Below are 24,557 nucleotides of genomic sequence, written 5' to 3'. Positions count from 1 at the left end.
AAAGGAAATGTTCCTGAGTATCACGTTCAAGTACGGGCTTCATGGACGTTGATAACGAGAATGTTTCCTTTTTTTTTGCTCAAATATAAGGGGAAATAGACTTTTTAAATGTCCTTTCTGCTGTGGATCTTTAATTTTTACATCTGATTCTGGAGTTTTTCAACTTTATGAAACCGCTTTTATAGCGCAGAATTAAGGGTAGTTAAAGGGGCGAGGGAAAAAGATCGAAGGGATATATAGGGGTTGTTTGGGGATAGAGAGAAGGGGGATGTGGAATAATGCCTGCATTTTTCAAAAGTTTAATTAAGGATAAAGTACTCTGGTTTATGGTATTACCAGGGACATTATGGTTCCTGATCTTTTGCTACTTACCGATGTTTGGAACAGTAATTGCATTCAAGGATTTCAAGATTCATCGGGATGGATTCTTTGCAAGCGTTTTAAATAGTAAGTGGGTTGGCCTTGAAAATTTTAACTTTTTGTTCTCGACGGAGGACGCCTATATCATTACAAGAAATACGATTCTTTATAACTTGGCGTTGATCTCTCTCGGTTTAGTTCTTGCGGTGGGCATTGCGATCACCTTAAATGAACTTGTGAACAAACGGATGGCTAAAGTTTATCAAACGGCGATGTTTATGCCTTACTTCCTTTCTTGGGTCATTATTAGTTTCTTTACCTTCAGCTTTCTGAGTGTAGATAAAGGAATATTGAATCAAGTGGTTGTTTACTTCGGAGGCGATCCTATTTCCTGGTATGGGGATACTCGCTTTTGGCCATATATCCTAATTTTCATGGGGATTTGGAAATCAATTGGTTATTCAAGTGTTGTTTACTTAGCGGCTATAGCGGGTATCGACAAGTCCTACTATGAAGCAGCTATGATTGATGGGGCCAGCAAATGGCAGCAGATTAAGTTTATTACACTTCCTTTGCTTAAACCTTTAATGGTAACGCTAACGATTTTAGCGATTGGTGGTATTTTTAGATCGGACTTCGGTTTATTCTATCAAATCCCTCGGGATTCAGGTGTTCTATACTCCGTAACGAATGTTATCGATACTTATATTTATCGCAGCATGAGTACGACAGGTAATCTAGGGATGAGTACAGCAGCGGGTCTATATCAATCGATTGTTGGATTTATCATGGTGCTTGTAACGAATTCTATTGTGAAAAAGATCAGCAAAGAGAATGCGATATTCTAGAAAGGAGTTAGTGACGTTATGGCAGTATTCAAACGTAAGCCAAAAGAAATCGACAACAACGCCATTACTCCTTTATGGAATGTGGTACTCAATATTATAATTGGCATCTTCGCTTTTACTTGTGTGTTTCCGTTCTTGTTTGTCATAGCCATTTCTTTTACAGATGAGAAAGTACTTGCTCTAAATGGATTTAGCTTGTTACCCGAAAAATATAGTTTAGCAGCTTATCAGTTTGTTTTTAACACAGGTGATCAATTGCTTCGTTCCTTTGGAGTTACTTTGATGGTTACTGTACTAGGTACGCTCATTAGTTTATTTTTAATAACAACTTATGCGTATGTTCTCTCTCGAAGATCATTTCGCTATCGTAATTATTTCAGCTTCTTCGCCTTCTTCACGATGTTATTCTCAGGCGGAATGGTTCCCAACTATATCGTGGCTACGCAGTTTTTACATTTGTACAACACGATATGGGCTTTAATATTGCCCATCGCGATGAATGCATTCTTTATTCTAGTAATGCGGACCTTCTTCCAGACTAGCGTACCTGATGCACTCATTGAGGCTGCCAAAATTGATGGGTCTGGTGAGTTTCGGACCTTCCTGCAAATTGTACTTCCAATCTCTTTACCGGGGATTGCAACGATTGGATTGTTCTGTACGCTGGGCTATTGGAATGATTGGTTTAATGCCCTGCTGTATATAGATGATGCGAGTCTTGTTCCACTCCAAGCGATGCTGATGCGAATTCAGAATAATATGGAGTTTGTCATTCAGAACAGTATGCAGATGGGATCAAGCTTTGAGATTGCTGCAACCTTGCCAACAGAAACCGTTCGTATGGCGATGGTTGTACTGGCGACCTTGCCTATAGCACTAGCGTATCCGTTCTTCCAAAAGTATTTTGTACAAGGCTTAACCGTGGGCTCTTTAAAGGAGTAACACTACTAAGATGTATTTATTCGAATCGCTAGGACAGGAATCGATATAAATAAAGCGTTCATTAATCTAAAGGGGGAAAATAGAAATGAAAATGAAAAAAGGCTTAACACTCGCTCTTGCAGGGACAATGCTTTTTTCTGGCCTTCTAGCTGGATGTGGTTCGAATAATAATACAAATGCTGCTAAAGAAACAAACAATTCAGCGGCAGCAGGGAATTCAGCAGGGAACACATCAGAATTAAAGCCATATGAGTTGAAGATGTATTTAATTGGTGGGCCTCAAAAGGATTTAGATCTTGTCTTAAAAGAAGTTAACAAATATACCCAAGAAAAAATTAACGCGACGTTGAACATTACGATGTTCGATTGGGGCGATTACGATAAGAAGATGCAAGTCATCACCGCTTCTGGTGAGCCTTATGATATTGCCTTTACCTCTTCTTGGACAAATGACTTCCGCCGTAACGCAGCTAATGGTACGTTCTTGGGTCTGAATGATCTGCTAGATAAGTATGGTAAGGAAACGAAAGAAGTTTTGGACCCTCGTTTCTTAGAAGGAACTAAGATTAAAGGTGAGATCTATGGTGTTCCTGTAAATAAGGAGCTTGGACAGCAATGGGTATGGCGCTTCAATAAGAAATATGTTGATAAATATAACATGGACATTTCCAATATCCGTACATTGGATGATCTAGAGCCACTTCTTAAAACGATTAAAGAGAACGAGCCGGCTGATATTACACCTCTAGCTGTTCCTAAAGGCTTTAAACCATTCATGCCATTTGACTATGTACTGGGTGATGAGCTACCTATCGGGGTCTATATGGATTCCACAGATGGCAAGGTTGTTAATATTCTGGAGACACCTGAACTTGCAACATCGTTAGATACGATGCGTAGACTTTACACAGCAGGTTACTTACGCCCAGACGTTGCGACACTTGAAGGTATTGATAACATTAAGACGGGTAAATGGTTTGCCGATCGCGAAATTACACAACCTTATGCAGAAAAAGGTTGGTCTCGTTCAGCAGGTTATGAAATTGTAACTTCGCCTATGCATGAGCCTTATGTATATACACAGTCCGCCGCAGGTTCGATGCACGCGATTTCCGTAACCTCAGGTGATCCTGAACGGGCTATGATGTTCTTGAATCTTTTGAATACAGATAAGTACTTACGCAATTTGCTCAACTATGGTATTGAAGGCACTCATTATAAGAAAATCTCCGACAATGTCATTGAAGATCTGCCAGCTATGCAAGATAGCTATGCAATGCCAGGCTTCACACTTGGAAACATGTTACTGACTTATCTGCATGCTGATGACCCTGCTGATAAATGGGATGCTTTTAAGAAGTTTAATGATTCTTCAAAAGAAGCCCCTACCTTCGGTTTTGCATTTGATCCTACACCTGTGAAAACAGAAGTAGCGGCTATCAACAACGTAACTAAAGAATTTATGCCAGCGCTATACACAGGTTCTGTTGATCCTAAAACATATCTGCCAAAAGCAGCGAAGAAATTTAAAGAAGCTGGACTTGATAAAGTCATTGCAGAAGTTCAAAAGCAACTTGATGAGTGGAACCAGACAAAGAAATAAGCTAATGAACGTAACACGCCTAAGATTAATCACTAAAGGTAACACAAATAGGATTAGTGGAGACGGGCAGCTATGCTGCCCGTCTCTCTATCTATCCCCATTTATTATGAAGGAGTGAGAATATGGAACAATTCCGACTTCCCACCATCTCTATGCCGAAGCTGACGCTTCCTCAAGCGGTTCAAGAAGTATTAAACGAAGCAGAGGAGAAGTTAGCTCATCGGCCGAAGCTATTGCAGCTCTTTAAGAATTGTTTCCCTAATACGCTTGAGACAACGACTAAGCTTATGGATGATGGAACAACGTTTGTGATTACAGGAGATATCCCGGCTTCTTGGTTGCGAGACTCTGTGGAGCAGGTTATGCACTACGTGCCCTTTGCTAAAAACGATCCCGATCTTCAGCGGATTATTGGCGGGTTAATTAAACGTCATATCGAGTATATTCATATCGATCCGTACGCCAATGCGTTTAATGAGACGGCGAATGATTGGCATTGGAGCACTAGCGATATTACGGAAATGTCCCCCTGGGTGTGGGAACGTAAATTCGAGATCGATTCTCTTTGTTTTTCCATGCGTCTGGCTTATGCCTATTGGAAAGAAACCGGAAAGGCTGATATATTCGACGCCGGATTTAAGGCAGCAATGGTCAAAATATTCAACCTGTTCAAAACTGAACAGCGCCATAGTGAATTATCTCCATACCGCTTTACGCGTAACAATGGGATTCCTGAAGATACACTGCGTAATAACGGCCTGGGTATGCCTGTTAATTACACGGGCATGGTCTGGTCCGGGTTCCGCTCGAGCGATGATGCTTGCGACTTCCATTACAACATTCCGGGGAATATGTTCGCTGTTGTTGCATTACGTCATATGCAGGAATTCGCTGAATGGGTATTCCGTGATCTTGAATTTCTGGAACAGCTTAAAGCATTAGAAGCTGAGATTGATCACGGAATTCAATTGTATGGTATTTATCGTCATCCAAAATTCGGTCCAATCTACGCCTACGAGACCGATGGTTATGGCAACTACTGCTTGATGGATGATGCGGGAACACCAGGACTCATGTCGATTCCTTATCTCGGCTATGTTACCGCAGAGGATGAAATTTATCAGAATACGAGACGATTTGCTCTGAGCAAGGAGAATCCTTTTTATTTTGAAGGAACCGCAGCGAAGGGAATCGGCAGTCCGCATACTCCCAAAGACTACATCTGGCATATGGCATTATCGATGCAAGGTTTGACGGCTTCCACTAAGGAGGAAAAGCTGGAGATGCTTGCGATGTTAGAAGCTACAGATGCGGATACTGGCTTTATGCATGAGGGATTCCATGTTGATGATCCGAATACGTTCACTAGAAAATGGTTCGCCTGGTCCAATAGCCTGTTCTCCCAACTTGTCTATAAAACGATGAAGGAAGGACTACTATGAGCAGCCCGAGCAGACCTGTAATCATATTTTATGATTCTGATTTTCCAATTTCCAGTCCCATTCCTAGCGATGCGATTACATCCATGAGTGAGTTCGGATCTATTGTAAATGAGAATCAGCTTGCAGAAACGCTTCGCGAAACGGAAGGCGGCTGTTTCATCAATCTGCATGCACCCTATTTCCCGAAAACGGCCTGGATAGCCATTCTTGAATACCTGCAAAGAGGTGGCGGGCTGATTAGCATTGGAGGCGCACCCTTCAAACAACCTGTTCGTTGGGAAAATGGCCAATGGCATGTGGAAGCGGAGCAGACTTCCTATCATCAGGAGCTGTATATTCATGAGGCACTTCATGTTGAATGCTCACGCAACCATTCATTGCTTGCCTCGGATGTCATTCCTCTGCTTAAGGGTCAAGAATCTCTTTTTCTAACGAGTGCGAATACATGGAACCTCGTGCCACATACGACAAAGACGAGTGATTTACCACATCAAATGGGCTCTGCAGGTCCGATGAGCACACGGATTTACCCGCTATTAAAAGGAGTTACACTCGAGGGTCGGGAAATTTCTGCGCCAGTAGTTCTTTGGGAGAGTACGAGCGGTTTATTTGCAGGCTCACGCTGGCTGTTCGTAAATACACCTGCAACAGCTTCTTTTTGGGAGCAAAAAGGTCCTTTCGCGATATCCAATTGGGCTCGTTTCTGCAGCAAGGGTGTAACGGAAATGTGGGTTAAGCCCAATTACGCGTCTTATGAATTAGGAGAACGTGCTTCCCTAACCCTTCAGATTCAGCAGCTTGAACGAGTGAGACCTTCTATGCGTAATGAAGATACATGGAATTTCACAATTCATGTAGAGCATGAATCAGATACCTCTTTGAAGTGGTCTCAGAGTTTGGAAATGAAGGCGAATGCTGAACTAAACATGGTGCGTCTGCCTATTCCTTTGGAGATAAGTAGGGGCCTCTATCAGATTGTCTGTGAAGCAGAAGCCAGTGATGGTGAGGTTCGCATTCTGCGCCAAGGGTTCTGGGGTCATGCTCCTGAGCTGCTGGCAGCAGGCAATCCGGTAACGAGCGGCAGAGATTATTTTATAAAAGATGGGCGTCCGCTACCAGTGGTCGGCATGACTTATATGGCGAGTGATGTGGCGCGGAAATTTCTATTTCTACCGAACGTGGGAGTTTGGGACCGTGATATGGGCCAGATGCGGAAGGCCGGGATTAACTGGATCCGTACAGGGATCTGGACAGCTTATCGCAATGTGATGCAAGACGATGGACATGTCTCGGAAGAAGTATTGCGGGCGATCGACGCCTTCATCATGACGGCGAAGAAGCATGATCTTCAAGTGACTTTCACGTTCTTCTCCTTCACACCGGAAACGTGGGGAGGGGTAAATCCTTATCTGGACCCACAAAGTGTGGAAGCTCAGAAGCGGTTCATTCGGTCAATTGTATCTCGTCATAAAGATTCTTCGAATGTAGATTGGGATCTTATTAATGAACCGTCGATGTTTGATCCGGCACGTATTTTTTCGGACGGCCCGAGTTCATGCCATGATCGTTTTGAGCGACAAGCCTTTATGGAATGGCTACAAGAAAGACATGGTGTAATCGACGTGCTGCAGGAACGCTGGAATATGACACCTGCACAGCTTCCAAACTTTGCATCTGCAGGGCTGCCAGAAGCAAAAGAGATTAACTTCGACGTACAAGACATGCACAGTGCTAAGAGGGGAACACGCTGGTTGGATTATTGTTTGTTCTCTATGGAGATGCATAACCGTTGGGTGAAACAATTATACGACGCCATTAAGGAGCAATGTCCAGCTCAGATGGTTACGGTTGGTCAGGATGAGGGACTAGGAGCGCAGCGACCTTCGCCGTTCTTCTACGAGGAGGCGGTGGATTACACCACTGTTCATTCCTGGTGGTTTAATGATTATCTGGTGTGGGATGGCATCTTTGCCAAGACGCCTAATAAGCCAAACCTAATTCAGGAGACTGGCGTCATGTATGTAGAAACTCCAGATGGCCGAGCCAAACGTTCAGAACAAGAGCTGCAGAATTTGCTGGAACGCAAGTATGCTTACGCTTTTGGAACGGCAGGTGCGGGGGCTGTTCACTGGATCTGGAATACGAATTTCTATATGGATAATGCGAATGAGTCCCATATCGGAGCACTGAGAGCAGATGGAACCGAGAAGCCTGAGGCAGGCGTATCTTATGATTTCGGGAAGTTTATAGAAGGTATCCGTGATATATTTGGTGATCGGAAATTGGAAGAGATTGCGGTGGTGTTCCCTTATTCGAATGATTTCTCTAATCGGAAGTTGGCTTTTGCTGCTACAACAGAGCTTACCCGCATTCTGTCTTATGAGCTCAAGATGTCTTTTCGGGGGGCTTCCGAATACCATCTAGATGATTTGGAGAAGAACCCTGCGAAACTGATTATACTGCCAAGCGCGCATAACTTCGCTGATGCAGCAATGGAACGGTTGTTACACATTGTTGAAGAGACAGGAGCGGTATTGCTTGCCACTGGACCGTTAGGCATTGATGCCTATTGGCGTTCTTCGGATCGGTTGAGTGATATCCTTGGCAAACGTGAATTGCGTAATGTGCGCCGCGAAGAAGTGCTTATGCTTCAAGGTCAAGTCCTGCCTGTCTCTTTCGGCCACCGCCGGATAGCTGAGGTGACAAAGGAAACGATCATTCAAGAAACTGGTGGAAGTTCAACTATAGAGACTGTCGTGAACCTTCCGCTTGGCAAGGGTCGACTCCTATGGAGCCCACTGCCAGTTGAATTGAGTGAGCGTAGGGATACTACGGCTGCACTTTACCGCTACGCGGTTAATGCTGCTTTTGTGGAATGTGATTTTGAATGGATTAGTGGTGGGGACTTAGCGGGTATCTACGGACGGAAATTGAGCTTTGCTACGGGTGCGCTTTTTACCTTCGTGTCGGAATATGCCCAAGATGCAAAGATCGAGGTGAAGGATTCAGCCACTGGCCGAACCTATTCGTTCGTGTTAGAACAGGAACGTTCTGTTCTCTTTGCTACGGATAGTAAAGGAGACTTGCTTGGTGTTTATCGCCCGCAGGAAGTCGAGATCCATGTAAATTAACCACATCTTCTACATTAAGCATCTTGGTAGAGAGAACGCATTGCATATAAGGAGGTCTTCACTTTGGAAAGTTCAAATCAATCTATTAAACCTCAGACTGCCCATATCATTTCCCATACACACTGGGATCGGGAATGGTATCTTCCCTATGAGAAACATCATGTACGCTTAGTAAAACTGGTTGATGAATTACTGAACCGGTTGGATGAGGATAACGAATTTAAGAGTTTCTATCTGGATGGACAGACGATTATTCTGGATGATTATCTTCAGGTACGTCCCGAAAATCAAGAGCGGCTACAGAAATATATTACGGAAGGTCGCCTTCTAATAGGACCTTGGTATATTTTGCAGGATGCGTTCCTTACTAGTGGGGAGGCCAATGTTCGTAATATGCAGATTGGCCATCAGGATTCGAAGCGTTACGGAGAACCCTCCAAAATCGGTTATTTTCCGGACACCTTTGGTCTAGTCGGCCAGACTCCACAATTAATGCGGCAATCCGGCATCAATAATGCCTTTTTTGGAAGAGGTGTGAAGCCCACTGGATTCAATAATACGGTGTCAGATGGAGGTTACGAATCCTCATTCTCGGAGCTGATTTGGGAAGGTCCTGATGGATCAAAAGTGCTCGGCATCTTATTTGCTAATTGGTATTCTAACGGAAACGAAGTGCCTGTAAATGAAGCAGAAGCCAAAGTGTTCTGGGAGAAAAAGCTGGCAGATGCGCGGAAGTTTGCCTCTACAGGTGAGCTGCTGTTCATGAATGGTTGCGATCATCAGCCGGCTCAACTGGATTTGCCAGAGGCTATCGAAACTGCGAAGCGGTTGTATCCAGATATGGAGTTCATTCATTCGAACTTTCCTGATTACCTTAAGGCCGTAGAGGGTGTAATGGATCGCAGCAGCTTGTCGACTGTAAAGGGAGAACTGCGGAGCCAGCATACCGATGGATGGGGTACGTTAGTGAATACCGCGTCTGCGCGTGTCTATTTGAAACAGATGAATCAGGAAGGGCAAATCTTGCTTGAAAAGTTGGCCGAGCCACTTGCTTCGTTCGCACATTTACTGGGCAAAGAGTACCCCCATCATCTGTTCAACTATGCATGGAAGACATTAATGCAGAATCATCCGCATGATAGTATTTGTGGATGCAGCGTGGATGAGGTACACCGTGAGATGGTCACCCGTTTTGACAAAAGCCGTCATGTGGCAGAGACCATTGTTGAGGGTAGTAAACGAGTGATTGCAGAAGCTGTGAATACGTCCGGGTTTACAGCATATGGTGAAGACGTGCTTCCACTAGTTGCGATGAATATGACGGGTTGGAGTCGCACGGGTACTGTGAGCATTGGACTTGATGTGGCACGTCTATATTTGCGAGAAGGGTTCTCTCTGGAAGAAACGGCTAGCCGTATGATTGGAATTGACTTGCACGATCGTGTGTTAGTAGACGATCAAGGGAATGATATTGCCTGCCAGATGGAGGACTTAGGGCTTCAGTTTGGTTATGATTTGCCAGATGACAAGTTCCGTCAGCCGTATATGTGCCGCCGGGTAAGACTTACCTTTGAAGCCGTAGAAGTTCCTGCGCTAGGTCTTCGTTCATATGCTTGGGTTCGCCGAGCAGATGCAGAACTGCCAATAGCCGCTGAATCTTTGCTACAAGGAGATCGGGTGCTGGAAAATGACGTTATCAAGGTAGTTATTAATGATGATGGTTCGTTTATGCTAAGTGACAAAACTAGTGGAGTGACCTATCAAGATCTTGGCGTATATGAAAACACCGGGGATATCGGCAATGAATATATGTACAAACAGCCAGAGGCCGAACAAGCTCTGACGACTAAAGGACTAAAGGCTAATATTTGTGTACTGGAAAATACATCGTTTCGCGCCGCTATAGAAATTAAGCATGACTGGGAGATTCCAGCTTCGGCAGATGATAAGCTGGATGAGGAGCAGCGTGCACTGGTTTACTATCCGGAGCGCAAAGCTCAGCGCAGTAGTCACACAGTCATTCTAAAACTTCGTACTGTAATCACCTTGGAGCGGGGCGGAAAGGGATTGCATATCGAAACGACAATAGATAACCAGGCCAAAGATCACCGGATTCGTATACTGTTTCCGACAGATTTGAACGCTGCTACGCATCGTGTAGATTCGATGTTCGAGGTTGCTGAGCGGAATATTGAACCAGCCACAGAATGGAAGAATCCGAGTAACACGCAACATCAGCAAGCCTTTGTTGATATTAGTGATGGGAAAGCGGGTCTAACCGTCGCTAATTTTGGATTAAATGAATATGAAGTGCTGCGAGATGGGCGTAACACTATTGCGATTACACTGCTACGTTCTGTTGGCGAACTTGGTGACTGGGGGCTATTCCCTACTCCAGAAGCGCAGTGTCTTGGAGAGCACGTTGTTCGTATGGAGCTAATCCCGCACACAGGCGAGGGTATAACTTCTGGTGCTTATGCTGAAGCTTACCAATTCCAGGTTCCGTGGATTGTATGTCAGACAGATGTACATGCAGGCGTGGTTGCGCCGGTGTATACTCCATTCGATTGGGAGAGTAAGGAACTTGCATTTTCTTCACTAAAAATGAACAAGCAGACTGGAGACTTGCTGCTGCGTTGGTATAACATGAGTCAGCAGAACACCAACCTGTCCTTCCGTTCAAGTATTCCACAGCAGTATTTCTATAAAACGACGATCCTAGAAGAGGAGAGCCACCCAGTCTCTAGTGATGAGAAAGAGAAAGGAAGCTTTGACTTACAGATCGGTCCATGCGAAATTGTAACGATTGGTATTAGAAAATAAATGAAAAAGGACGGTATCCAGAGAGTCGTATGACTTTTGGATATCGTCCTTTTTTGTATAAATACGTATCTTAGGAAGAAGATTTGCCGCGCGCAGTGGATCCAAGATGATCAATCTGCTCTTCTAGAACCGCACTTGCTTTGCCTAAAAACTGCGAAATAAGGGCGAGCTCTTCATCCGTATAAGAAGCTGCGAGCTTAACCATGGCGGTATGGAGCGGTTGGTACGTATTAATGACATCATCTTTATTCTCATATAATGGCACAATAATCACTTTACGGCGGTCATTCGGGTCATTTTGTCTGCGGACATAGCCATTTTTTTCGAGCCGGTCTATTAATGCTGTAACACTTCCGGTGGTCAGACCGGTTAATTTAGACAGTTCTCCGGCAGTGATCGGACCTTTCTCCCGTAGAATATCTATAGATAAGAAATCATTATTGTATAACCCAAGTGAGGCGGCTACATTTTGTTGGTACAATACCGTTCGGTTTCCCAAACTGCGCATAAGCAAGGTGAATTGTTCCTGCTCTGGTGTAGGTTGTTCGTGGCTTGACAAAAGATAACGCTCCTTTTAAAATAATTATATCTTGATAGTCAAGATATTAGATTATAAAGTTATTTGAAATTTTGTGATTTATCAAATACATTCTATCGAAATTAGAAATGTTTTGCAAAATAATTGCAATACAACAACTTTGGGCAACCATATGGATAGAAGATATAACTACGAACCAGTGGGTTGAATTGAGAGGGGAATAGATGTGAAAGAGACTATTGTTATTAAAGGTGCAAGAGAGAATAATCTGAAAAATGTCTCGCTCACGATTCCTAAGTATAAGCTAGTTGTCCTGACAGGACCTTCGGGATCAGGCAAATCGACGCTAGCTATGGATACACTACAGCGGGAATGCCAAAGACAGTATTTGGATTCCATGGGCATGACGTCAGATACGATCAGTAAACCAAAGGTGGAGTCTATTATTGGACTGTCTCCGTCCATTAGTGTTGGACAACATGTCACCAATCGTAATCCCCGTTCGACAGTCGGGACTGTCACTGACATCTATACGTTTGTCCGGTTTATCTTTTCCAGATTAGGCGAGCAGGTTTGTCCTTCCTGTAGTGGCAGCATCCCACCTTCTTTTGAAGCGAGGGGATTGCTGATCGAGGAAGACGAGGAAATGGATGGTCAGACGATGGGTTGTCCACATTGCGGAGCAGAGCTTGAGAAGCTGGGTATGTCCCACTTCTCTTTTAATAAACCGGAGGGAGCTTGTGAAGCCTGCGGTGGTGTTGGATCTGTGGCAACAATAAATGAAGCGGCGGTGTTTAATCCAGAGCTTAGTATGCGTGAGGGTGGGGTTGCCTCGCTGAATGGTGTTCATCGTGATATACAGATGCGTATATTATTGGCCGCTGGCAAGCATTTTGGCTTTGAGTTTGACCCGGATCAGCCCTTAAAAGATTACGGTGAAATTCAGCGCGACTTGTTGTATTACGGAGTGGAAAGTGAGGCGTTTAAGCGCCATTTTCCCAATGTTAAGCCGATTCAAGGCACCAAATTTGAAGGCGTCATTCCTGGTTTGTGGCGGCGTTACAAGGAGAAGGAAGGAGAAGCTGGTACACAGGAAAAAGACGGCGGATTTTTTCATGAGCAGCAATGCCCGGAATGTCTTGGCGCTCGTTTAAAAAACGGAGTTCGTCTCGTACGGGTAGCTGGCGTATCGATTACGGAGGTATCGGATTGGTCATTAAGCGATGTTTACGAGTGGACGAAAGGCTTAGAGGCGGCTTTGCCCGCCGAGGGACTTCATCTGCTTGAACCCATCCTTCACGATATGCCTACCCGACTAAAAAGGATTATCGATGTTGGTCTAGGTTATCTTTCTATGAACCGTCAGACGGTCTCCTTATCTGGTGGAGAGGCACAGCGGCTGCGCCTTGCCTCATTGCTGGGGTCAGGTCTGACTGGAGTGTTATACATTCTAGATGAACCGACGACCGGGCTTCATCCGCGGGATACTGTTGGCCTCATTCGTGTGCTTCAGGAGTTACGCGATTTGGGGAATACGGTGCTCGTTATCGAGCATGATATTGAGATGATGCGCGCTGCCGATCATATTATTGATATGGGTCCGGGTGCTGGTCTGGACGGCGGGCAAGTTGTTGGCGAGGGCAGCATTGAGGACTTGATGGCAAGCGAGACTTCCGTTACGGGAGCCTATCTTAGAGAAGAGCGTCATAAGACTGCTGCATATGTTCGCCGGAAAGGTGACGGAAAACAGATCACCATCCGACAGGCTCAATACCGGAATATTGATATCCCGGAGGTTTCATTTCCTCTAGGTTGTCTAGTTTCTGTAACTGGGGTTTCGGGTTCAGGCAAGTCGACGCTAGTCTTTGATATTCTTGCGCAAGGTAGTGCGAAAGAACATGAGCAAACAGGCCGTGCGGAGATTGCAGGCTTAGATCAGGTTGGAAATATAGTGATTTTTGACCAATCGCCCATGGGTAGGATGTTACGTTCTAATGTAGCGACATATACAGATGTTTTCACACATCTGCGCCAGCTGTTTGCTGCATTGCCGGAGGCGAAAAAAAGAAAACTGACCTCCAAGCATTTTTCCTTTAACACACCGGGTGGACGCTGCGAAACCTGTCAGGGTCTTGGGGTGCTGACTGTAGACATGAATTTCTTACCCGATTTGGAGGTTAAATGCCACGTTTGCAAGGGGAGAAGATTTACGGATGAGGTTCTCCAGGTGAAATATGATGGATATTCCATCTCGGATCTGCTGGACATGTCCGTGCAGGAAAGCTTACCAATTCTTAAGTCGGAAGCCAAAATGGCGGGGATAATCGAGACGTTGTGTGAGGTGGGTCTCGGTTACCTTAAATGGGGACAATCTGTCAAAACCTTATCCGGTGGTGAAGGGCAACGGATTAGACTGGCTAAAGAGTTGAGCAAACCTTCCAAAAACCATACGCTCTATCTGCTCGACGAACCAACAACAGGCCTTCATCCGTCAGACATCAGGCAGCTCCATACCTTATTGAGCAAATTGGTTGATACGGGAAATACGGTCGTGGTTGTGGAGCACAGCTTAGAGTTGATTCGGGAGTCCGACTGGGTGATTGACATTGGCCCTGAAGGTGGCGTTGTGGGCGGTAAGCTTGTAGCTGAAGGTACACCGGAGCAGGTTGCTGAAGTGCGGGAATCCTACACAGGGATGTTCCTGAAACGGATTCTGGCTGAGGGGCTATAATCAAAAAAAGGAGGTGTCCAAAAGCCATGAAAATGGCTAGGACACCTCCTTTTTTGAACTTAAACCAACCACTGCTCTCAACTCTAAACTTCGTCTGAACGTTTGAACCGATCCCATTCACGCGTACTTAACACTTTCGGAATAACAGATGATCATGAGTCGATGGTGTTTGATCCGCAGATGATTAGGATACGGTAGCATTAGACAGCGAAAGACTATGCTTCGGCGTATCGGACTCAGCGGACCTTAAATGCAGGAAAATCCGCCATTTGGAGTATTATCGGACCGCATAGCTCCTATTGGCGAAAAAAACGCCTTATAAGAGCCAGTTTCTAAGAAATAGCTGCACTGGAGTCCGATGGATTGCTGAAAAGGCGATAAATTAGTAAATAGCATCATTGGAGTCCGAAAGCCTCAGCAGGAGATCATGGTGTCAGCAGCAGTAGCAGTAGCAATAGCAATAGCAATAGCAGTTGACCCAGCGAATGACTATGCTTCGGCGGTATCGGACTCAGTAGACCTTAAATGCAGGAAAATCCGCCATTTGGAGTATTATCGGACCGCATAGCCCCTATTGGCGAAAAAAACGCCTTATAAGAGCCAGTTTCTAAGGAATAGCTGCGCTGGAGTCCGATGAGTTGCTGAAAAGGCGATAAATTAGTAAATAGCGTCATTGGGGTCCGAAAGCCTCAGCAGGAGATCATGGTATCAGTAGCAGTAGCAGTAGCAATAGCAGTTGACCCAGCGAATGACCATGCTTCGGCGGTGTCGGACTCAGCAGACCAGTGAATGACCATGCTTCGGCGGTGTCGGACTCAGGAGTCCAGCAAATGATCATTCTTCGGCGTATCGGACTCAGCGGACCTTAAATGCAGGAAAATCCGTCATTTGGAGTATTATCGGACCGCATAGCCCCTATTGGCGAAAAAAAACGCCTTATAAGAGCCTGTTTCTAAGGAATAGCTGCGCTGGAGTCCGATGGATTGCTGAAGAGGCGATAAATTAGTAAATAGCGTCATTGGAGTCCGAAAGCCTCAGCAGGAGATCATGCATCTAGCGCAGCTTAATAATCGAGCAGACGTCCGTTATCATGCCATTGCCCGTACATTTTATTTTCTTTAGTGTTTGTTATGAATTTGTCTAATTTACTCTTAAATAAATCTGGCTGATGTTTATTGCTTTGGATCGTGTCGATCCGAACTCTTTTATAAAGGGGGGGAAAGGCCCGGAAATTCTCATATACTTGCCTGTCCTCTTTTAGCCTTTGCTCTATAATCTTATCTACTATAAAAGAATCAGGGTTCATATCAGGAAGTATCCGTTTTCCTTCAGCACTCATTAACCCCAGCTTTTCGAGGCGGCGGACCCGTTCTTTGTTCAATTCAGTCCAAGAGCTTTTTTTACTTCGGGGAGAGAGTCTTTGCGCCAGCTCTGTTTCCGAAATTTTCTTTTTCACTCCATCGATCCATCCAAAACACAAACATTCCTCAACTACGTCCAAATATAGCAACGTTTCTGGGTTTGGCTTCATACTAACGAGTACCCAACAAGATTTTTCAGTCTTACAATTCTCCTGCAGCCAAACTCTTAAATCTTCTCTCGTTTTTACTGTAATTAGATTTTCAATCTCCATAATTAAAATACAATTTCCTTTCTAGGTATGGAGTGGGGCAGATTGCCCATTAGTGTTTAAATAGCTTCCGCTGTTACCTGATACCAAAAAAGAGAATAGTCATTCATGGTGGAAGCGTGGCCTAACTGCCGTAACATAGTAGATATATTACCTCTATGATAAGTCCCGTGATTGACGACTTGCAACACAATTTCTGATAGGCGTGTTTGGCGGATTCCGGCGAATGGATTGTCAAGCAGAATGGTTTGCTCCAAATCGGATTGGTTGTGTAACCATTCTTTGTATTGTTCTGATAGCTGGGCAAAGATATTTACGTATTCATCCACAGAATCTAGAATGCTCAAATTTAGCGGGATACTTTGTTGAAAAGCCTCAGGCATGGCAGTGCCCGTTAAAACAAGATACCAGATCGTATCAACCGCATAGATATGGCTAAGGGCATGAGCGATGGTGGGAAATGAGCTGTTCACTTCTTGACTTAGCACAGAAGCCGGGAGTTCCTTGATTCTCCCCAGGATAGTTTGGTTTGCCCATGTGTGGTATTTAAACATTTCTACTGGATAATTTGTCATTCGTATTGTCTCCTTTTGAATTGTCATGGATTTGTTTTTGTTACTGTTGTTAATATAAAAGAAGAAGTATGACATCAGACTGTCATACTTCTTCATAAAGTTTGAGTGTGTTTTGAAGCTGCTCTTTTAAAATACCTCGCAATGCAGGGGGTTCGAGGACTTCGGCCCCGCTGCCGAAACTCAGCAGAATGGACCAAAGCCAACGAGCTTCCAATGGCTTATACACAGGAATTCGCATCGTCATGCTTTTATCGGAATGAAATTCCTTATCGACTTGGTGAAACTGATCCAACGCTTCTGCCAAAGCCTCAGGTCCCACCCGTATCACTACTTCCTCGACCTGATCTACCCTGTTTGAACAGCCAGCCTCTTTGGGTACTTCATGTTGTGATTGAAAGGTATCCTGCGTCAGGAACAAATTCAGCATCCGGGAAAGACGAAACTCCCGATAATCCTGCCGTGCCCGGCAATAACCATAGATGTACCAGTTGCTATATTTAAAATGAAGCTTTACTGGTTCCATTTCACGGGTTGTACGTTCATTTTTTACACTGATGTAATCAAAACGGACAACATTTCGTTCCGCTATAGCCGCACGTAAAAGAGGAAGTGCGTCAGGATCCGTACGCCGGGTTTCAAGATCCACCGCGAGACTAGAAGTCTGTGGCTCCGTTCCTATCGTTTGCAGCCGTTCAATGGTTCCTTGCGTATGCTCATCTTCAAACACGGAAGAGAGACTGTTAAGTACAGTAATCAGAGAAGTGACATCATACGAACGGAGCAGGCTTTTATCCATTTTATATCCGTCCATAATGCCATATCCACCTTTAGTACCCTGATACGTTACGACCGGGATGCCAGCGGCACAAATCACATCGATATCCCTATAGATTGTTCGCTGGGAAACCTGAAACTCTTCAGCCAGCTTGGAGGCAGATAAAACTTCGTGGTTCAATAGCTTGTAGATCATAGAAATCAATCGTTCCAATTTCATGTGTGCATTCCCACCCATTAGTTCATTTCGTGTTACAGCGTGATTATATCATAGATTTTTTCGGGCTAATTTTGGGAGGGAGGAGTTTTGTTGTTGGTGATGAAGAAATATCCTATGACAGAGTCTGACAGAGCCGATTAATTTATTTACAGATTAAATCCGCAGGCTCTGATAAATGATTAACAGAAATAATAGCATCGTTTTTTTCACAGGTGGGGTCCAATATTGCTCATTCCCAGGCAGGTCATCGAACCATTCGGCGTCCTTTGGACAATCTAGAATCATGAATTTTCCGTATTCCTGATCTCTGGATTGATGGTATTTGAGATAGGCTTTCCCGTTATCAATGGCGAGAATTTCTATTTTTCCTGAGGTGTGGCTCATGGATAAGCGTACTCTTTTGCCAAGTCCTGAGGTTCTAGCTTTGGCTTCTTCTACAATTTGATAGACTTGCTCGAGCGGTAATACGAAATCCCGGTTTCCGGCAACGGGCCGGTTCACAAAGAAGTAGTAGGGTGTAACGCCAGCCCATGAAAGTCGGTCCAGTAGTTCCCCTAAAATAATGGGATCATCGTTGATGCCTTTGAGGATGGGAGTCTGATTTACGACAATTGCCCCTGCGTTGTGGAGAGCTTTAAATGCTTTTTTGGCTTCAGGTGTGATTTCACGAGGATGATTGATGTGCGCCATAACATAGATTCGTTTGTCTTCGGTAGAGTAAGTACGAATCAGCTCCAGCAGCTCTTCGTCTTCAGAGATCCGCATCGGATTAAATACGGGAATTTTGGAACCTAGTCTAATGATCTTAACATGCTCAATGCTTCTTAGATTTTCAATAATGGATCTTAGCTTCGGTGTGGAGAGAATTAAACTATCCCCACCCGTAAGAAGTACGTTGTTAATCTCCGGATTCTTTGCGATATACTCCAAGCCCGGAGAGACATCAGCCATCGCCTCTTTCACGTCATTTCGGAACAGACGCTTACGGAAACAGTAGCGGCAATAAGCCCCGCAGACCTCGGATACAATCAGTAGTGCAGTGGTTCTATACTTGTACTGACAACCAGGTACCACATAATTCGTGTCCTCATCGGAGGCGTCCCAGCGCCCATACTCCAGCAGTTCACCTTCGTTAGGAATAACCAGCTTACGGATGGGATCATCTGGATCATCCCAGTTAATCAAAGACAGATAGTAGTCATTTACACGAAAAACAAATTTGTCTGTAATTTCTTTCAGATTCTCTTTTTCCAGCTCAGACAACATAGCTATTTTGTTAATATCCGTGAAGTACTTTACCTTTTGCACGTACATCTCTCCTTTGTCTCGTAGTGTGAGAAATGAGGGAGCCTTAGTGTCAAAGGCCAATCTACTGCCAGCAGGGTCCAAAAAAAGCACAAAAAGAGACCCTTAGCAAGGGTCTCTGGTTATGTAAATAACATGAAAAGCAGACCCATCCACTGCTGACGAGGTTAGCTGACGGACTCGGGTAAGATGGTACCCTACATTCTAATGCTCAATGATTCGCCCCAATAAACTGGTTCCCCCGCTTTTCAACTGTAAAAGTTGGAAATTAAGCGTAGATAAAGTATACCCTATCAAGTTTTGATAAGTCAAAAGAGAATCCTAGATTCACCTTCAATTGCTAGCTACTTCCGCCGAGTAGTTTAGGCAACAGCGTTAGCAGCTTCTCCCGGGTTAACGCATCACTAGAGTTCCATTTGCTTCCGTCGAGCAGATAAACATGTCCCTGACGTACTGCCGGAAGAGTGTTCCAAAGTGAACTGTCTAGTAATCGTTCCATCGCAGCTCGCGAGTCTTTGCGTTCCGGAATGAACATGAAGATATGATCTCCGGCGTAGGCAGGCAGTCGTGTTGGATCAACTTCGGCGAACCCTAACTCTTCGTCCAATATGGCTTGGATCTCTTCGGTCGGTTGTAAACCACATGGGGCATAAAGCGCAGTGGAGAATCCGGACATTCCCATAGCATATAGATGATCTCCATGATCATAGACCAAAGCAGAGGCGGTTTCTCCAACTTGGAGAGTTGTCGAGTAAAGCTGCTGCCACATGGCAGCGTTTTTGATTGTGAATGACTCCAGCCATGCTTCGGCTTCGCGCTGTTTACCTAGCCAACTGCCTAATGTCCGCATTCGGTTGTCGAGAGGCGCAAATGAATCAAAGGTGAGTGTCGGAGCGATACCAGAAACTGCTCTGTAGGCTCTTTCATCACTATTTGCCAAAATGATCAAATCTGGGTTTAGGGAAGCGGTCAACTGCGGGTCCAGTGGAAACCCGACGTTGGCGAGCTTCTTAAGCCGATGTTTATAGACGCTGTTCCGGGCGAATGCTTCATCTCCACCGATAGGCTTTACACCTAACGCGAGAAGGTCGCCAAGTGTCTCGCCATGATAGACAATACGTTTCGCTCGTTCAGGAATTTCCACCTCATGACCCGTCCAATCCTTGACGGTAAGCTTACGACCTTGCTGATGTGCATATTGTCCGGGTGTAACTCCGGTTTTTTGCCGAAAGCGGCGGCTGAAATAGTATTCATCCGAGAAGCCGACCAGTCTGGCGATTTCCCGCAGTGGTTCAGTCGATTCCTGCAGGAATCGTTTGGAATGATTAATACGCAGATCCGTCAGGTATTCAAGCGGCTTTTTACCCGTAAGCTGCTGAAAGATCGGTGTATATTGCCAGATTGATATTCCCGCCAGTTCAGCTAACTGCTTCACGGTGATACTCTCTGTATAATGCTCCTGAATGAATGTTATGGTCTTTTCTACGGATTCCGTAGGACTTGGCAGGTGTTTGGAAGGGTAATTATGCTCAAAAAGTAACAGCAGCAATTCTTGGAATTTTAATTGTCGCTTGAATTGTTGTACATCATCGGTGTTATTCCTGTTCATGAGCAGGTCTTCGACTAGTCGGATTACCTTGGTGAACGGGTGCACAATTAACTCCCGTCTGCCGGAAAGCAGCTCTCCAGAATATCGTTTAGGAAGCTTGGTTGTATAAATTGCTGTAAAGGTGATGAGGTAATAATACAACGTCAGCTCCTGGTTGTTCGTACTATAGGAGATTCCAGGAGATAGTAGATAACATTTATCCGTACTTAGTATCACGCTTTGATCATCGAGGTTCAATTGTCCGTTCCCTCCAGTAAATATGAGAAGGGTATAGTCCTGGGTTGTACGCGTTATAGAGCTTGAATCGGCAGCTTGAATCATCAGTTCGGCCTCGTTTAGCTGAAATAGCAGAGAGTGGAGTGGGGGGCAGGACGATGATGTATGCAGCATGGGTTCAGCCTCCGTTCATTTGGTGAGAATGATTATCAATGAATTCATTGTATATAAAAAAAAGAAGCATATCAACAGCTGTTGACATGCTTCTTGCAGTTTTTTATCAGCCTTGTGTTAAACTCTTCATCACAGAAGGTTATTTCATATTCAATAGCTGTGGAATTTCGCCAAGCAGCCATTCTCTTGTTGTTGCATCACTTGAAGTCTTCATGATGTCTTGTGTATAGACATATCCGTTCTTGACGGCAGGAAGGCTCTTCCAGATAGGGCTCTTTAATAGATTCTCTGTGGATTGTTTTGCTTCTTCTGCCACTGGAGTCAAGATGAATATCCGGTCTCCGGCATATTCTTTCAGGACTTCCATGGATACTTCCTGGAACCCTTTACCTTCATCAAGTATCTTCTGAATAGCTGGAGTTGCCTTGAAGCCATTCTCCCCATAGAGTACCTGTGAAAGTCCGGTTGCTGCCATTATAAATAGTCTGTCTCCTGGATAATAAGTGAAGACCGCAGCCGTTTCGCCCTCTTTCATGCCTGCGGATTTCAATTGCTTCCACATGTTCTCTTCAGCGGTTTTATACTGGGCAAGCCATGCTTCTGCTTCAGTCGTTTTACCAACAATTCCACCAATGTCCAGCATACGTTCCTGGAGTGGGGCAAAGGTATTAAATATTATCGTTGGTGCAATTTTGGAGAGCTGCTCGAAATCAGCTTCATCTGTGCCCGCATAGATGATCAAGTCAGGCTGAAGCTCCAATGTTTTTTCCAGATTGATAGGGAAGCCTACATCCTCCACACCTTGCAATTGTTCTTCAAAAATCTGGCCTTCCCCCATAGAAAGAGGATAACCTACCGCCTGCACACCAAGTGCGAGCAAATCGCCATAAGTTTCTCCAGAATAGATAATTCGCTGCGGATTCACTGGAATCTCTACAGTATGTCCTATGTAATCTGTATAGGAGCGGGTAGTCGCTGCAGCTTCATCTGTACTGCTATCTGAGGGTTCTGCTGAAGGTGCCGCGGTTGCAGCGGAAGAGTTCCCGGTTGCGTTTGCCGTACTATTGGCAGAGGATTGTTCCTTTGAGTTTCCGCACGCCAGTAGCAATGTACTCATCAAAAATAGTACACATACCACAGCGAAGGACTGTCGTGCCTTGTTCATATCTTATTGCCTCCCTATTATATGTAACGACCACCAATAATGATAATCATTATCGATTAAATATATCATAAATTAAAGCCTCTTTTTACTCAATGGACAAAAAATAACCCCGTAATTTGATTTGTACAATCAAGTAAAAAGGATGTGGTTGAAATTATTTTAAATTATTTTTAGCTGCTTGGAAAAATACTCTAAATAACAGCAATGGAGAGAAAGAGAGGGAGCTTGCCTTCATAACAAACTTGGCAGAAGGAATCCCTTGAAGCACATAGGATTGTGGTGTTTTTTTGAATCTGATTATTGTTATGTATTAAGATGTTCAGGTGATGCAAAAATTCAGAGTTGTCCGCATTGATTGTAATCGTTATCATTACGTGGCATGTTATCTACCGTGCTTGACGTCAGTAGAAGGGCTTTGTTATGGTTTTTATAGTCAAACGCAAGCCGAAATAGCTTTTTGTAGAATATGCAGAAGGTTTTGCGTAAGATATTCTAACCAAACATAATACGAGGGAGATGGTTGATTGTGATCAAAGGAATTATTTTTGATTTTGACGGAACGATTATCGACACGGAGACTGCTTGGTACACCGCATTTAACGAGGCTTATGCAGAATATGGAGTGGACCTGACGCTTGAACAATATTCCACCTGCATCGGCACGAGCTTGAACAGTTTTAATCCTTATGAATATTTGATGACTGATCTTAAGCTCGCAATTGACAAAGAAGAGTTCAGCAAGGCTGTTAAACAGAGACACAGCAAACTTATGGAGCTTGAAACAATAAGACCAGGTATTCAGCATTATCTTGATTCTGCCAAGGCAGCTGGACTGCGCATAGGGCTGGCCTCAAGTTCTTCCCTGGAATGGGTGGAAAAATATCTGAATCAATTGGGTATTCGCGAGTATTTCGAATGTGTTCGGACTGCCGACCATGTGGCAAAAGTGAAACCAGATCCGGAGCTATATAACCAAACGTTAGCTTGTCTTGGAATCACAGCTGATGAGGCGGTTGCTATCGAGGATTCACCGAATGGATCTAAGGCAGCGGCAGCAGCTGGCATCCGTTGCATTGTGACGCCTAACGAAATTACTAATTTTCTTGAATTCGATAAGCAGCACCATAAAATTGATAATCTAAGTCTTCTTGAATTTGATCATGTAGTTACTCAACGTTGCTTCGTATAGAGAAACCGAGAAACTGAGTTCAAATTAAAGGGGGATACCAAATTGAGAGCCGTACATTTTGGAGCGGGCAATATTGGCAGAGGATTTATTGGGCCTATGTTGTCGGACTCCGGTTACAACGTTTGTTTCGTCGGAAGAAATAAGAGTAAAATTGCCCAATTGCAAAAACGTGGCCAATATCCTGTCACCCTAGCTAACAAGAACCGGGACAGCTTTATCGTTGATAATGTTACAGCGATCAATCTGAATGATACTGAGGACGTTACTAGAGCTATAGCAGAAGCTGAAATTGTGACAACTGCAGTCGGAATATCCGCTTTACAAGATATTGCTGAGACCATTGCGCAGGGCATCGAACGAAGGCTTGAAAACAACAGAAATCTCACCCCTCTTCATATCATCGCCTGTGAGAATGGGATTGGAAGCAGTCAGAAGTTGAAAAAATCTGTTTATCGATATATGAAGCAATCCTTCAAGGAGCTTGCTGACCGCAATGTCGCTTTTCCCAATGCGATGGTGGACCGGATTGTACCTATGCAGAAAAATACAGATTCACTTGAAATCCTCGTTGAACCCTTCAGTGAGTGGGTTATTCCCCGCAGTGGAATGATTGGTAACTACAATGAAATTAAAGGCGTCCATTATGTAGATTCGCTGGCGCCATACCTCGAACGGAAGCTATATACTGTGAATACAGGTCATTGCAGTGCAGCCTATTTTGGATACCTGGAAGGTTATACTAGCATTCAAGAAGCGATGTCTGATCCCGAAATCAGAGCTCGTGTTCACGGGGTGCTTAAGGAAACAGGGACCTTATTGGTGCATTTATATGGCTTCAAGTCCATAGAACATGACCGGTATATAGAAAAGATGATGGAACGATTCACTAACCCCAACTTTAACGATAAAATTACACGTGTCGCCCGCTCCCCGCTTCGCAAGCTTTCACCTAATGATCGACTCGTAAAACCGGCAATGCTTGCTCATGAACTTGGTTTTGAGACCTCACATTTAGTCTCAGCTATTGTTTCTGCACTTTATTTTGATTATGAAAAAGATCCAGAAGCCTTACAGCTTCAAGCGGACATCCGAAACCACGGGCTAAGTGAAGTCATTGCTACACAACTAAAAATCCCTACGGAGCATCCGCTTCATGGTCGCATTATTTTGGAGTCCAACAAATTACGCGCGAGATATCCTCATAGGACTAGAATGAAGACAGTAAACGTCAGGGGACCCTACTTTTAATATAAATTGATGGTTATAAAACTATAAAAGAGTG

The 24,557-nt window shown here is 44.4% G+C and carries 16 protein-coding genes and 1 riboswitch; of the genes, 9 read left to right on the top strand and 7 right to left on the bottom strand.

Features of this window, described 5'->3' with window-relative positions; all coding sequences use genetic code 11:
• Nucleotides 1–278 precede the first annotated feature (278 nt).
• The 6 genes from MHH49_RS30065 to MHH49_RS30040 all read left to right on the top strand — a co-directional run bounded on the left by MHH49_RS30065 (nt 279) and on the right by MHH49_RS30040 (nt 11,149).
• Nucleotides 279–1,208, top strand: coding sequence for an ABC transporter permease (locus MHH49_RS30065; RefSeq protein ID WP_076129998.1), 930 nt, complete (start codon nt 279–281; stop codon nt 1,206–1,208).
• 18 nt (nt 1,209–1,226) lie between these two features.
• A complete protein-coding gene (locus MHH49_RS30060) occupies nt 1,227–2,150 on the top strand; it encodes a carbohydrate ABC transporter permease (protein WP_038569957.1) in 924 nt (307 codons plus the stop codon).
• Between the two features lie 85 nt (nt 2,151–2,235).
• Nucleotides 2,236–3,753 (top strand): ABC transporter substrate-binding protein, encoded by a 1,518-nt coding sequence (locus tag MHH49_RS30055; protein ID WP_076129999.1) that lies wholly within the window; start codon nt 2,236–2,238, stop codon nt 3,751–3,753.
• 122 nt (nt 3,754–3,875) lie between these two features.
• On the top strand, nt 3,876–5,195 hold the full coding sequence (locus MHH49_RS30050; RefSeq protein ID WP_038569961.1) for a glycoside hydrolase family 125 protein: 1,320 nt from the start codon (nt 3,876–3,878) through the stop codon (nt 5,193–5,195).
• Entirely contained in the window at nt 5,192–8,326 is a 3,135-nt protein-coding gene (locus MHH49_RS30045) for a beta-galactosidase (RefSeq protein ID WP_341138743.1), read from the top strand. The genes MHH49_RS30050 and MHH49_RS30045 overlap by 4 nt, the downstream gene beginning before the upstream one ends.
• A 63-nt stretch (nt 8,327–8,389) precedes the next feature.
• The gene (locus MHH49_RS30040) at nt 8,390–11,149 is read left to right on the top strand and encodes an alpha-mannosidase (protein WP_341138742.1); all 2,760 of its coding nucleotides are present in this window, start codon (nt 8,390–8,392) and stop codon (nt 11,147–11,149) included.
• 70 nt (nt 11,150–11,219) lie between these two features.
• Here the strand turns inward: MHH49_RS30040 and MHH49_RS30035 are convergent, their stop codons facing one another.
• Nucleotides 11,220–11,708, bottom strand: a complete 489-nt coding sequence (locus tag MHH49_RS30035) for a MarR family winged helix-turn-helix transcriptional regulator (protein WP_038569967.1) — start codon at nt 11,706–11,708, stop codon at nt 11,220–11,222.
• 205 nt (nt 11,709–11,913) lie between these two features.
• Between MHH49_RS30035 and uvrA the strand changes: the two genes are divergently transcribed.
• Nucleotides 11,914–14,418, top strand: coding sequence for an excinuclease ABC subunit UvrA (gene uvrA / locus MHH49_RS30030; protein ID WP_076274980.1), 2,505 nt, complete (start codon nt 11,914–11,916; stop codon nt 14,416–14,418).
• 1,063 nt (nt 14,419–15,481) lie between these two features.
• On the opposite strand, the gene MHH49_RS30025 is transcribed toward uvrA, so the two are convergent.
• From MHH49_RS30025 to MHH49_RS30000, 6 genes are all read right to left on the bottom strand, one after another.
• Entirely contained in the window at nt 15,482–16,051 is a 570-nt protein-coding gene (locus MHH49_RS30025; RefSeq protein WP_341138741.1) for a YdeI/OmpD-associated family protein, read from the bottom strand.
• 56 nt (nt 16,052–16,107) lie between these two features.
• Entirely contained in the window at nt 16,108–16,623 is a 516-nt protein-coding gene (locus tag MHH49_RS30020; RefSeq protein WP_326046779.1) for a DinB family protein, read from the bottom strand.
• Between the two features lie 82 nt (nt 16,624–16,705).
• On the bottom strand, nt 16,706–17,617 hold the full coding sequence (locus MHH49_RS30015; RefSeq protein ID WP_341138740.1) for a helix-turn-helix transcriptional regulator: 912 nt from the start codon (nt 17,615–17,617) through the stop codon (nt 16,706–16,708).
• A gap of 153 nt (nt 17,618–17,770) precedes the next feature.
• Nucleotides 17,771–18,931, bottom strand: a complete 1,161-nt coding sequence (locus tag MHH49_RS30010) for a KamA family radical SAM protein (protein WP_445667561.1) — start codon at nt 18,929–18,931, stop codon at nt 17,771–17,773.
• 132 nt (nt 18,932–19,063) lie between these two features.
• A riboswitch (cyclic di-AMP (ydaO/yuaA leader) is annotated at nt 19,064–19,207 on the bottom strand.
• Nucleotides 19,208–19,262: 55 nt separating this feature from the next.
• A complete protein-coding gene (locus MHH49_RS30005) occupies nt 19,263–20,921 on the bottom strand; it encodes an AraC family transcriptional regulator (protein WP_341138738.1) in 1,659 nt (552 codons plus the stop codon).
• Between the two features lie 139 nt (nt 20,922–21,060).
• Nucleotides 21,061–22,086 carry an ABC transporter substrate-binding protein gene (locus MHH49_RS30000; RefSeq protein WP_341138737.1) on the bottom strand — a complete coding sequence of 342 codons (1,026 nt, stop codon included), beginning with the start codon at nt 22,084–22,086 and terminating at the stop codon, nt 21,061–21,063.
• Nucleotides 22,087–22,612: 526 nt separating this feature from the next.
• Here MHH49_RS30000 and MHH49_RS29995 point away from each other — a divergent pair.
• A complete protein-coding gene (locus MHH49_RS29995; protein ID WP_036689719.1) occupies nt 22,613–23,275 on the top strand; it encodes an HAD family hydrolase in 663 nt (220 codons plus the stop codon).
• 42 nt (nt 23,276–23,317) lie between these two features.
• Nucleotides 23,318–24,523, top strand: coding sequence for a mannitol-1-phosphate 5-dehydrogenase (locus MHH49_RS29990; protein ID WP_341138736.1), 1,206 nt, complete (start codon nt 23,318–23,320; stop codon nt 24,521–24,523).
• The last annotated feature ends 34 nt before the right edge of the window (nt 24,524–24,557 follow it).

It is taken from the genome of Paenibacillus sp. FSL F4-0122, from assembly GCF_038002845.1.
In the GTDB taxonomy this organism is placed as follows: domain Bacteria; phylum Bacillota; class Bacilli; order Paenibacillales; family Paenibacillaceae; genus Paenibacillus_AQ; species Paenibacillus_AQ odorifer.
Note: the sequence above shows the minus strand (reverse complement) of the source record. Positions and strands in the feature narration are given on the sequence as shown.